At 60.4% G+C, this 12670-nt stretch carries 8 protein-coding genes; all 8 read left to right on the plus strand.

Going from position 1 to position 12670, the window contains the following annotated elements:
• The first annotated feature begins 23 nt into the window (after nucleotides 1-23).
• On the plus strand, nucleotides 24-1148 hold the full coding sequence (dnaN, locus tag HKD31_RS08125; RefSeq protein WP_194264629.1) for a DNA polymerase III subunit beta: 1125 nt from the start codon (nucleotides 24-26) through the stop codon (nucleotides 1146-1148).
• Nucleotides 1149-1161: 13 nt separating this feature from the next.
• Nucleotides 1162-2265, plus strand: coding sequence for a DNA replication/repair protein RecF (gene recF / locus HKD31_RS08130; protein ID WP_194264628.1), 1104 nt, complete (start codon nucleotides 1162-1164; stop codon nucleotides 2263-2265).
• An 85-nt stretch (nucleotides 2266-2350) separates the two neighbouring features.
• A complete protein-coding gene (gyrB, locus tag HKD31_RS08135) occupies nucleotides 2351-4795 on the plus strand; it encodes a DNA topoisomerase (ATP-hydrolyzing) subunit B (RefSeq protein ID WP_194264627.1) in 2445 nt (814 codons plus the stop codon).
• Nucleotides 4785-5576, plus strand: a complete 792-nt coding sequence (locus HKD31_RS08140; RefSeq protein ID WP_194264626.1) for a DUF3108 domain-containing protein — start codon at nucleotides 4785-4787, stop codon at nucleotides 5574-5576. The genes gyrB and HKD31_RS08140 overlap by 11 nt, the downstream gene beginning before the upstream one ends.
• 104 nt (nucleotides 5577-5680) lie before the next feature.
• Complete coding sequence (glmU, locus tag HKD31_RS08145; protein ID WP_194264625.1) at nucleotides 5681-7015, plus strand: bifunctional UDP-N-acetylglucosamine diphosphorylase/glucosamine-1-phosphate N-acetyltransferase GlmU; 1335 nt, start codon at nucleotides 5681-5683, stop codon at nucleotides 7013-7015.
• A complete protein-coding gene (gene glmS / locus HKD31_RS08150; protein ID WP_194264624.1) occupies nucleotides 7015-8841 on the plus strand; it encodes a glutamine--fructose-6-phosphate transaminase (isomerizing) in 1827 nt (608 codons plus the stop codon). Before glmU ends, glmS begins: the two co-directional genes overlap by 1 nt.
• 101 nt (nucleotides 8842-8942) lie before the next feature.
• Nucleotides 8943-11885, plus strand: a complete 2943-nt coding sequence (locus HKD31_RS08155; protein ID WP_228120375.1) for an FAD-binding and (Fe-S)-binding domain-containing protein — start codon at nucleotides 8943-8945, stop codon at nucleotides 11883-11885.
• A 116-nt stretch (nucleotides 11886-12001) separates the two neighbouring features.
• Nucleotides 12002-12622 (plus strand): thiamine phosphate synthase, encoded by a 621-nt coding sequence (locus tag HKD31_RS08160; protein ID WP_194264684.1) that lies wholly within the window; start codon nucleotides 12002-12004, stop codon nucleotides 12620-12622.
• Nucleotides 12623-12670 lie beyond the last annotated feature (48 nt).

The following is a 12670-nucleotide window of genomic DNA, read 5'->3' on the forward strand; positions in this document are numbered from 1 at the left end:
CAAGATCTTCGCCGAGGCTCGGAATGAAATTCAAGGTTGACCGTACCCTGCTGCAACGGGCTCTGGCGCATATTCATGGCGTTGCGGAAAAGCGGAATACCATTCCCATCCTGGCTAACGTTCTGATGAGCTATCAGGATGATGTTCTGCGCCTGACGGCGACGGATATGGAAATCGCCGTCGTGGAGGACGTTCCTGCGAGCGGTGAGCGCTCCGGCTCCACGACCGTTCCGGCTGCGGTGCTCTTCGAGATCGTCCGCAAGCTGCCCGATGGCGTTGCTCTGGAGTTCGACCATCAGGACAGCGAGGCTCCGCTCGCCCTGCGTGCCGGCCGTTATGCCACCAGCCTGAACGTACTGCCGGTTGATGATTTCCCGGCCATGGTCGCTGGTGATCTGCCGCATCGTTTTTCGATCCCGGCTGCAACGCTCCGTGGTCTGATCGACCGTACCAAGTTCGCTATTTCCAACGAAGAAACCCGTTATTATCTGAACGGCATCTATCTGCACGTGGCAGAAAATGGCGCCGTTCCGATGCTGCGTGCGGTGGCTACGGATGGCCATCGTCTCGCCCGCGTCGAGACGGATCTGCCGGAGGGTGCGCGCGGCATGCCGGGCGTCATCATCCCGCGCAAGACCATCAACGAACTGCGCAAGCTGCTCGACGAAGGGGCGGCCGATCTGGAAGTGTCGCTGTCCGACACCCGTATCCAGTTCCAGGCCGGTCCCGTTCTTCTGACCTCCAAGCTGATCGACGGCACCTTCCCGGAATACGAGCGCGTCATTCCCAAGGGCAATGACCGCATCCTGCGCGTTGGAAAGCGCGACTTTGCAGCGGCCGTTGGTCGCGTCGCGGCTATCAGCCAGGAGCGTTCGCGCCCGGTCAAGCTGTCCATCACGCAGAACATGCTGAACCTGTCCGCCACAAGTCCCGATCAGGGTGTGGCGCATGAGGAACTGGACGAAAACGCCGTTTCCTACGATGCAGCCCCAATCGAAATCGGCTTCCAGGCCCGTTACCTGACGGACATCACCGATCAGATCGACGTGGAAGTGGAATTCGCATTTTCCGACAGCTCTGCTCCCACTATCGTCCGTGACACGGCATCGCCTTCGGCGCTGTATGTCCTGATGCCCATGCGGGTCTGAGCACGAGCCACGATTGAAACTAACCCGGCTCGCGCTGACGGATTTCCGGAACTACACCCATACCGTCTGGACCCCGGAAGCCTCTATTCTGGTTCTGACAGGAGAGAACGGTTCCGGGAAGACCAACCTGCTCGAAGCCGTTTCCCTGCTGGCCCCCGGTCGGGGCCTGCGGGGGGCAGCACTTCCCGCTTTGTGCCGTCAGGGCGCAGAACAATGGGGGGTTGCGGCCACGCTCCAGTCCGGCCTGGACGAATTCCGGATCGGAACGGGGAGCGACCTGAGCGAAAAACAGCGCAGGACATTTCGCCTCGATGGGGAAAACATCCGCTCCCAGGCTCTAATCGGCCAGAGGTTTTCCTGTGTCTGGCTGACGCCCCAGATGGACCGGCTTTTTCAGGAAGGCTCCAGCGGCCGGCGGCGGTTTCTGGACAGGCTGGTCATGGCGCTGTCTCCCGATCACGGACGCCAGATCGCAGCGCATGACCGCTCGGTCGTCAGCAGAAACAGGGTTCTGTCTGAACGTCCGAACGAGGCAGAATGGCTTACTTCCATAGAAGATTCCATCGCCCGGCATGCGGTCGCTGCGTCTGCCGCGCGGTTGGCGCTCATCGAGAGCATGAACGCCCATCCTTTTGAAAATGATGGATTTTCTGCCAGCACGCTGCATCTGGACTGTGCCATCTCAAGCCGCCTGGCAACCCAGCCAGCCCTCGAGGTTGAAGACTGGATCAGGAACAGCCTGCGACAGGCCCGCACAGAAGACCGGCAGCGCTCCACGACATCCGTTGGCGCCCATCGAGCCGATTTCACGCTTTCGGACACCGCTACAGGACGTCCTGCCGAGCTTTCGAGCAGCGGACAGCAGAAAGTCATGCTGACCGGCACGATCCTGTCCCATGCACGGCTGATGACACAGGAACGGGGGCACGCCCCGGCCATCCTGCTTGATGAACCCCTGCTTCATCTGGATGAGATGCGACGACATGCGCTCCTCGACAGCCTTGAGGGGCTGCGGGCGCCTGTCCTGATTACGGGCACGGATGCCGAGGCATTCGCGCCAATCGCAGGCCGCGCCCAGTTTTTTTCCGTCAGGAACGGCACCATATCCCCTTCCTGATACGCCGCCGCCGCTGGCCTAAATGAATGGCAGGGGCTATACTGATCCATCAGTTATTCAGAGTACCACGGAGACCGTCACGCGCATGTCAGAGACCCAGAACCAGCCCGAGATTCCTGGCGCAGACGGTGAAGATTACGACGCTTCCTCCATCTCGGTCCTGAAGGGGCTGGACGCCGTCCGCAAGCGTCCGGGCATGTATATCGGCGATACCGATGACGGCTCGGGCCTGCATCACATGGTCTTCGAAATCATCGACAATGCGGTGGACGAAGCCCAGGCCGGCCATGCAACCTACTGCATCCTGACCCTGAACGGGGACGGTTCCGTATCGGTGCGAGATGACGGCCGTGGCATTCCGACCGATCTGCACCCCGAAGAAGGTATCAGCGCCGCCGAAGTCGTGCTGACCAAGCTTCATGCCGGCGGCAAGTTCAACCAGAACTCCTATAAGGTTTCCGGTGGTCTGCACGGTGTGGGTGCGGCCGTGGTGAACGCCCTGTCCGAATGGATGGAAGTGCGGATCTGGCGCAACGGACTGGAGCACAAGATCCGCTTCCAGCATGGAGAGCGCGACGAGGCCCTGCATGTCATCGGGCCGTCCTCCGAAGACCGGGGCACACTGGTTACGTTCAAGCCCAGCAAGCAGACCTTCACGAAGGTCGATTTCGATATTTCCATTCTTGAACGCCGCGTCCGCGAGCTCGCATTCCTGAATTCGGGCATGCTGATCATCCTGCGGGACGAGCGTCATGCCGAGCCGAAGGAACTGCGCTTCCACTATGATGGTGGTCTGAGCGCGTTCGCGGAATGGCTTGATTCTTCAAAAACTTCCATTGTCACGCCGCCCATTACGGGCGAGATCGACAATCCCGAAAGCGGCATCCGCGTCGAGTTCGCGCTGACCTGGAACGACAGCTATCACGAGACGATGCTGTGCTTCACCAACAACATCCCGCAGCGCGATGGCGGTACGCATCTGGCCGGTTTCCGTCAGGCCCTGACGCGCGTTGTTGGCAAGTATGCTGAAGGTGTAGCCAAGCGTGAGGCCGGATCGCTGACAGGCGAGGACATGCGTGAAGGCATGACCGCCGTCCTGTCCGTGAAGGTGCCGGACCCCAAGTTTTCCTCGCAGACAAAGGACAAGCTCGTCTCGTCCGAAGTCCAGCCGGTCGTCCACGCTGCTGCGTCCGATGCGATCTCCCACTGGTTCGAAACGCATCCCAAGGAAGCGAAGGCCATCGTCGCCAAGATCATCGACGCTGCCAGCGCGCGTGAAGCCGCGCGTCGTGCACGCGAACTGACGCGGCGCAAGGGTGTGCTGGATGTCTCTTCGCTTCCGGGCAAGCTCGCGGACTGTCAGGAGCGCGATGCGTCCAAGGCTGAAATCTTCATCGTCGAGGGTGACTCCGCAGGTGGCACGGCCAAGCAGGGACGGGACCGTCGCTTCCAGGCCATCCTGCCGCTGCGCGGAAAGATCCTGAACGTCGAGCGTGCCCGGTTCGACCGGATGCTGGGCTCGGCGGAAATCGGAACGCTGATTACGGCTCTTGGCACCGGCATCGGTCGGGGTGAAGTCGATCAGGGCGGTTTCTCGGCCGAAAAACTGCGCTACCACAAGATCGTCATCATGACCGATGCTGACGTCGACGGTTCGCATATTCGCACGCTGCTGCTGACCTTCTTCTTCCGTCAGATGCCGGAACTGATCGAGCAGGGCTATCTCTACATTGCCCAGCCGCCGCTTTATCGCGCCAAGCGCGGTCAGGAAGAGCGCTATCTCAAGGATGACGCCGCTCTTGAGCAGTACCTGTTGGATAAAGCGCTGGCGAATGCAACCCTGCGCTTTGCGGATGGCCGTGAACTGACGGGCGAGGCTCTAGCCGAGGAAGTTGCGTTCCTTTCGGCTGCCGCCCGTCGCCTTCAGAGCATTGCTTCCAAGGTTCCCGTCTGGGTCATGGAGCAGGCCGCCATCTCGGGCGTTCTGGACAGCGATATCGCTGTCGCAACCTCACGGATGCCCGAGTTCCAGCAGCGTCTGGATGGAGCTTCGCTACCCAATGAGCGCGGCTGGAAAGTCTCCATTTCGGAAACCGGTCTGGAATGTGCCCGCTCCGTTCGTGGCGTGGGCGAAGTCTACCGGATCGAGCCTTCGCTCCTGCGCTCGGCGGAAGCCCGTTGGCTGGTGTCGGAATGGGAGCGTCTGGCCCGAGATTTTGCCAAGCCCGTCACGCTCACGCTCGACCCCACGGCTTATGAACTGTTCGGTCCCGCAGCCGTCATGGAGCGCATCCTGCTTCAGGGCCGTCGCGGCCTGACCATCAACCGCTTCAAGGGGCTGGGCGAAATGAACGACGAGCAGCTGTGGCACACCACGCTCGACCCTTCGACCCGCACCCTGCTGCAGGTCCGGGTCGGGGATGTGGAAGATGCCGGACAGGTGTTCTCTACGCTGATGGGCGACGTCGTGGAGCCTCGCAGGGACTTCATTGTCGGCAATGCCCTGAAAGTCGCCAATCTTGACGTTTAAGGCTCTCGTCGCAGGGATGGCACTTGCCCTGATGGCCGGACTGGGCTGTAGCCCGGCCCGCGCTGAGGGGCAGGTCAATGCCGCCTATGCCGTTTATCTCAAGGGCTTTCATGTCCTGAATGCGCAGGCATCCTATCAGCTCCAGCCCTGGGGCTATGGGGGCAGCACCCAGATCAAGCCCGCCGGTCTGATCAGCTGGTTCGTGACCATGGACGTAACATCCCGCGTGCAGGGGAAGTTCACACCCGACGGTAACGTTCAGCCGGTGCTGTTTGACAGCGGAGGCATTTCCCGCGGCAAGCACCGTCATGTCCGGCTGGAGTTCTCGAACGACATTCCAAAAGTGACGGACCTCCAGCCCCCGGAAACTGACCGCGAACCGATCCCAGATAGCTCCCTGCCACATACGGTCGATACCCTGAGCGGCATGGCGCATCTGCTGCATGCCCTTGCCACAACCGGGAAATGCGACGGGACGCAGATCATTTTCGATGGAATCCGGCTGAGTGAAATGGTGGTCCATGGTCCGACCATGGCAGACATCCCGCAGGGACAGGACGAGGCCTATTCCGGGCAGGCCCTGCGCTGTGATTTCATAGGGCGTCAGCTTGCCGGCTTTGTGAAAGACTCTCCGAACAGGGCAAAACTGGCCTCTCCCCAGCCGGGAGCAGTCTGGTTCAGAAAGATCGATGGCCTGGGACTGGTCCCGGTCCGGATCGAGTTCAATCACCCCAAACTCGGGCGTGTCATGGTCGTCATGCAACACGCCGTGGCTCCCTGAACGGAGCACTCGAACGTCTTGCAATAATCGGCAATTCGAAGTGATGACACAGTCTGCGGGCTCCGTTTGACGCGGACCCGCGGTTTGGATACCCCGGGCGGGACATGACCGACAGCACCCATCGCACCACTGCCATCATCCTTGCCGCGGGCCTCGGCACGCGCATGAAATCCCGTCTGCCCAAGGCGCTGCATCGTCTGGGCAACCAGCCGATGATCAACCATCTCATCACAACTGCCCGGCAGGTCTTTGATGATGTGGTCGTCGTCACCGGACCGGACATGCCGGAGCTTGAAAAGGCTGTCCGTCCTTTCAAAACCGTCACTCAGATCGAGCGGCTTGGCACAGCCCATGCCGCCAACACGGCGCGGGACCTGTTCGGCACTGGCGACGTGGCCATTCTCTATGCCGATAATCCGCTGATTACGGCGGAGACGATGCGGCGCCTGCTGGCAGCACGCAGGGAAGGCGCCAGTCTGGCGCTTCTTGGAATGCGACCTGCAGAGCCGGGGCGTTATGGCCGAATTGTGGAAGACCACGGCAGGGTCGTGAAGATCGTCGAATTCAAGGATGCCACGGAAGCCGAACGCCGCATCACGCTGTGCAATGCGGGCGTCATGTGTGCCGGAGCCGACGATTTCCGGACCTGGCTTGCAAATGTCGGAAACGACAATGCCCAAGGCGAGTATTACCTCACGGATGTGGTTGAAATGGCGGCGAAAACCGGGCCGGTCATTTGCGTGGAAGCACCGGAAGCCGAACTGGCGGGGGTCAATTCCCGTTCGGAACTAGCCCGTGCTGAGGCGACGCTTCAGACCCGACTGCGAAATGCGGCCATGGATGCGGGTGTCACGCTTGTTGCTCCTGAAACTGTTTTCTTCAGCACCGACACCATCATCGAAGCGGATGTAACGATCGAGCCAAACGTTTTCTTTGGCCCCGGCGTCAGGGTCCGTTCCGGCGCCCTCATTCGTGCCTTTTCCCATCTGGAAGGCTGTGAAGTCGGGGAAGGCGCAATGATCGGCCCCTATGCCCGGCTGCGCCCAGGCACGCTTTGCGCCGCGCAGACGCATGTCGGCAATTTCGTCGAGCTCAAGAATGTGGAACTGGGTGAGGGCGCGAAGGCCAATCACCTGACCTATCTGGGCGATGCCTCGATCGGGAGTGGCACGAATGTTGGAGCAGGGACCATCACCTGCAACTACGATGGCGTGTTCAAACACCGGACCACGATCGGCGAGCGCGTGTTCGTTGGTTCTGATTCCATTCTCGTGGCGCCCGTAACCATTGGCGATGATGCCCTCATCGCGGCCGGAAGCGTCATTACGGATGACGTTCCTGCTGGTGATCTGGCTCTGGGCCGGGCACGGCAGACGCTGAAAAGCGGGCAGGGCCTTCAGATCAAACAGTCTCTCAAAGCTCGGAAGGAACAGGTCTGATGTGCGGTATCTGCGGTATTGTTGGACATCAGCCTGCCAGCCCGATTGCGTTTGAGGCGCTGCGTCGCCTTGAATATCGCGGATATGATTCCGCCGGCATCGCCACGCTGACAGCATCGGGAAACATCGAGCGCCGTCGCGCGGCTGGCAAGCTGGACAATCTCGAACATGTCCTGAAAGAGCACCCGCTGCCCGGCACGACCGGCATCGGTCATACGCGTTGGGCCACTCACGGCGCGCCTACGGAAAACAATGCCCATCCTCATGAGGCCGGCCGTGTGGCGATCGTCCATAACGGCATCATCGAAAACTTTGCCGAGCTCAAGAAAGAGCTTGAGGCGAAGGGACGCGTGTTCCGGACCGAGACGGATTCAGAGACGGTCGCCCATCTGGTCGATGACTATCTGGGGCAGGGGCTAGAGCCTCGCGAGGCAGCCTTTGCCGCAATCAAGCGGCTGGAAGGCGCCTATGCCATTGCCATGATCTTCAAGGATCATGAAGGCCTGCTGATCGGGGCCCGTCACGGCGCACCACTTGCCGTCGGGTACGGCAACGGCGAGATGTTTCTCGGGTCCGACAGCATTGCGCTGGCCCCGATGGCCCGGAAGATGACCTATCTGGAAGACGGCGACTGGTGCGAACTGACTCCCGGCCATGTCATTATTTTCGACATGACCGGCGCTGAAGTCAGCCGTCCCGTTCAGGACCTGACTTTCATGGCTGGGCAGGTCGGCAAGGATGGATACCGGCACTACATGGAGAAAGAACTCCATGAACATCCGGTCGCCATCGGGCAGACACTGAAACGCATAACCGACCCGGCATCAAAGCGCATTGCCCTGCCGGAAATGCCATTCGATCCGGCACAGGTTCCGCGCATCACCATTACGGCCTGCGGGTCGGCCTATTATGCCGGCATGGTGGGGCGGTACTGGCTGGAATCCCTGGCGCGCATTCCGGTGGAGATCGATGTTGCGTCCGAAATGCGCTATCGCGAGCCGCCGCAGCCGGACAAGGGCGTAGCGCTGCTGATTTCTCAGTCCGGCGAAACCGCTGATACGCTCGGAGTTCTTCGGAGCCTCAAGAAGGCCGGGCAGAGCATTGTTTCCGTGCTGAACGTCGAGCACTCGACCATGGGACGCGAAAGCGATCTCGTCCTGGGTATGGATGCGGGGCCGGAAATCTCCGTAGCCTCTACCAAGGCTTTCACGGCCCAGCTTTCCGTTCTGGCGGCTCTGGCAATCGACTTCGCGCGGGCCCGCGGCACGATGGATCAGGCCCGTGAAGAACGTCTGACGGCCAGCCTGCTGGATCTGCCGTCCCGAGCTGCGGAAGTCTTCACGCGAACCAAGGATATCCAGGCGATGGCGGCTGTTGTCGCGCAGGCCCGGGATGTCCTGTATCTGGGGCGCGGAATCTGCACACCGATCGCCTTTGAAGGCGCATTAAAATTAAAGGAAATCAGTTACATCCACGCGGAAGCTTATGCCGCAGGTGAACTGAAGCATGGTCCCATCAGCCTGATCGATCAGACCGTTCCGGTCGTTGCCATCGCACCATCCACGATCCTGTTCGACAAGACCCTGTCCAATCTGCAGGAAGCGAAAGCGCGTGGCGGACGCATTCTTGCCTTCACCGATGCAGAAGGTGCGAAACGTCTTGAAGGCGTGGCGGAACAGGTTGTCATCATGCCGGATGTAGAGGCTTTCGTGGCCCCGATCCTGTATGCCATTCCCGTTCAGATGCTGGCTTATGAAGTGGCCCTCCTCAAAGGGACAGACGTGGATCAGCCCCGGAACCTTGCCAAATCAGTCACGGTTGAATGAAGGATTTTCCTATCGGGGGAAATTTTTTGCAGACATTATAGTAACATCACACATGGCAGCCTGAAGGAGACGCAAATATGGGTGGAGACGCAATATCCGGAATGTCGGCCGGAAATTCAGGCCTCTCTCCCAGCGCCTCTGAAATCACCATACGCGAAGCTTTTGTCAGGCGACTGGATGAGCAGGGATTTGAAGGCGATATCAACCTTCAGGTCTCGTCGCGGCTGGTCTCTTCCACCGATAACAGCATCTATCAGCGCCTTCCGGCTGCCGTCATTCATCCACGCATGCAGGAAGACCTCAACCGGGCCGTCCGCGCTGCCGCAGATGGTGAACTGACCCTTTCAATCCGTGGCGGCGGGACAGGCACCAACGGTCAGTCTCTGACGGATGGTATCGTCCTCGATGTCTCCCGCCATCTGGACCGGATCCTGGAGTTCGATGCCGAGGCGGGAACGGTCACGGTGGAACCGGGCGTTATTCTGGCTCGGCTTAATGCCTTCCTGAAGCCTCACGGATTTTTCTTCCCCCCTACGGTCTCGACCGCCACCCGGGCTACGATCGGGGGGATGATTGCGACCGATGCCTCTGGCAAGGGATCGCGAATTTATGGTCGGACTTCCGACTACATAGAAACGATGGACGTCGTGCTCTCGGACGGAACCGACCTGCAGGTCGGCCGACTGACAGCACCCCAGCTGGAAGAGGCAATGAGCGGGAAAGGGCTTGCCGCCCAAGCCTATCGCGAAGTCCATCGGGTCGTCACGGAACAGGCCGACGAGATCCGGCGTGTCTTCCCGGACATGAACCGTGGTCTGACAGGATACAATCTTCAGAACGTCCTGCTTGAGGACGGAAGCTTCCATATCGCACGGCTTCTGGCGGGATCGGAAGGCACGCTTGCTCTGACCAAGAAGATCGTCCTGCGGGTCAGACGTCTGCCGAAATACCGGCAGCTTATCGTCGTTCGCTATGCGAGCTTCAACGACACCCTGCGTGATGTTCAGACGCTTCTGCCCGCCAACCCGTCTGCGGTAGAAGTGCTGGACGACCGCGTCCTTGCCAAGGCCCAACAGGACGTAACGTGGCACGCGCTTGAACGCGTCCTAGGCACCAGGTCTGCGCTCCCGGTCAAGGGTATGAGCTTCGTCGAGTTTGTCGGGGACGATCTGGATGTCCTGCAGGAACAGATGGCCCATGCGGTCACCCTGCTTGCGAACTCTCCGCACAAACCCATTGATCATAAAGCAGTTTCTGATCCGGACATTATTGCGAACCTCTGGACGCTGCGGGAAAAATCGGTTGGTCTTCTCGGACGTCCTGAGGGCCACAGACAGGGCGTTCCGTTTGTCGAGGATACTGCCGTTCCTCCGGAAGTTCTGCCTGAGTATGTCAGCGAATTCCGTGATATTCTGGACGGGTACGGACTGTCCTATGGCATGTTCGGACATGCCGATGTCGGCTGCCTGCATGTCCGCCCGTTTCTGGACATGCTCACACCGCAGGACCGGGCGCTGATCCGTCCCATTTCAGATGCTGTGGCTGCTCTGACGAAACGTCATGGCGGTCTGCTCTGGGGCGAGCATGGGCGGGGATTTCGCGGCGAGTTCTCGCCGCTGTTTTTTGGTGAAACGCTGTTCGCGGAACTCTGCCGGATCAAGGATGTCTTTGATCCCAAAGATATTTTCAACCGCGGCAAGCTGGCACCAGGTAGCGCGGGCTACCCCGTGGACCGCATTGACGGTATCCCGTTCAAGGGCAGCTTCGACGAGGATATTGCTCCCGCACTCCGCGAACCCTATGCGCTTTCCATAAGCTGTAACGGCAATGGCGCCTGTTTCAACCGTGAGCCGGAGATGGCCATGTGCCCGTCCTACAAAGCCACGAAAGACAGGTCACAGTCCCCAAAAGGGCGGGCTCTGCTGCTCCGGAGCTGGGCCAGGCTGCGCTCCCTGCCGGACAACGCGCCCGATCGGGGGATGCTTCCGGTTCTGACAGAGGAACTCAAGGCATCCCTGGACACCTGCCTGTCCTGCAAGGCCTGCGCGACACAATGTCCGATCCGCGTGGATATTCCGTCCATGCGCTCGAAGTTCTTTGCAACCTACTTCCGCGACAACCGCAGGCCAGTTCGCGATTATCTGGTATACTGGCTGGAGCCACTGCTGGCGGTCGGGAGACAGGCCCCGGCGCTGGCCAATCTCCTGATGCATAATCCGGTATCCGAGGCTGTTCTGTCCCGGATCGGGCTGGTGGATCTTCCGCATCTGAAGCCTGCCCGACTGGGAGCCGATAGTCGGGTCAGCCGCTCCTGGCTGCGTCGTAACCGTCGTAACCCGCGGGCGGTAATCCTGATCCAGGATTCCTTTACCGGCAGCTTTGACGGCGGCCTCATCGAGAAGGTTCATGCGCTTCTGACGTCTCTTGGGCTGGACGTAAAAGTCACACCCGTCTGGGACAACGGCAAGGCGCGGCATGTTCTGGGATTTCGCAGGGGCTTTGGTGTTACGGCCCGTCAGACATTGCGGAAGCTGCGAGGCTTGGCGGCTTTTGGTATTCCGGTCGTTTCGCTGGATGCAGCTACCGGGCTCATGTTCACGCAGGAATACAGGGAAGTCGCAGGGGACACACCTGTCCCGGACGTTCTTCCGTTGGAAACCTATCTGCGTGGACAGATAGGGCAGGGAGCGTTCGCGCAGGTACAGACTGCGGGCAAGGCGGAATCCCTGACGGTGATCTCACACTGCACGGAGCAGGCGGCCCGTCCGGAAAGCGCGGGGGACTGGGCCTTCATCCTTCGGCATTTCGGAGTGCCGGTCCAGGCAGGAAAGGCCGGATGCTGTGGTATGGCCGGACTGTTCGGGCACCAGAAAGAACAGGCGAGCCTCTCCCGCCAGATCTTTGATCAGAACTGGGCGGGGAAAGTGAAGCAGCCGGTTCTGGCGACCGGATTTTCCTGCCGCTGCCAGACCGAGCGCATGGCCGGTCATCGTCCCTCCCATCCGGCGGAAGCATTGATCTCCGCGTTGCAGGAACACTCCTGAAAACAGGACGTTGATAACGATGCAGCGCCTCTGGACGCCCCCCGTCCAAGCTGTAACACTGTTACCTGTCCGATGATGCGCGGCTTTTCGTGCAGGCCCTGTGGAGTACGAATGTGATGTCTTCCCTTCCATCAAGGATTTACGCTGTCGTCGACCATCCGCGCTGGGTGGAACGGCTTGGTGGGGCGGGTCTGCGTTTCATCGAACTCTATCTGCGTGATCTGCCGGAAGAAGAGATCAGGGCACAGGCCCTGCTGGCACAGGAACTGGCCGCACGTTTCAATGTTTCTCTGGCGCTGAACCGCTACTGGCAGACGGCCATCGAGCTGGGCTATGAATGGCTGCATCTTGGCCCCGAAGATCTGGAGACGGCGGATCTCGACGCGATCCGGACCGCTGGCATCAGGTTTGGCATCTCGACCCATACGCATGAAGAGCTGCAGACGGCACTGGCCTGCAAGCCGGATTATGTGTCCTTCGGCCCGGTCTGGTCCACGCAGCTCCGGGGCGTGCCGCTGACGGGGCGGGGCCTGGAGAAACTGGCAGAATGGCGCGGGTTGTGCGGCAATGTTCCGCTGGTTGCCATTGGTGGAATCACCGTGCCCCGGCTGGCGGAATGCCTTGAGGCAGGCGCCGATACGGTTGCCGTCATGAGCGACCTCATCGGCCATGAGGACCCGGAAGGGCAGGTCCGACGCTGGCTCGACGCTGTCTCCCGGGAGACAGCACCAACTTGAAACACGCCAAGTCGTCTGAAGACGACCACATGAAGGAGCCGAGACAAC

The organism is Gluconobacter potus (assembly GCF_015244705.1).
GTDB lineage: Bacteria > Pseudomonadota > Alphaproteobacteria > Acetobacterales > Acetobacteraceae > Gluconobacter > Gluconobacter potus.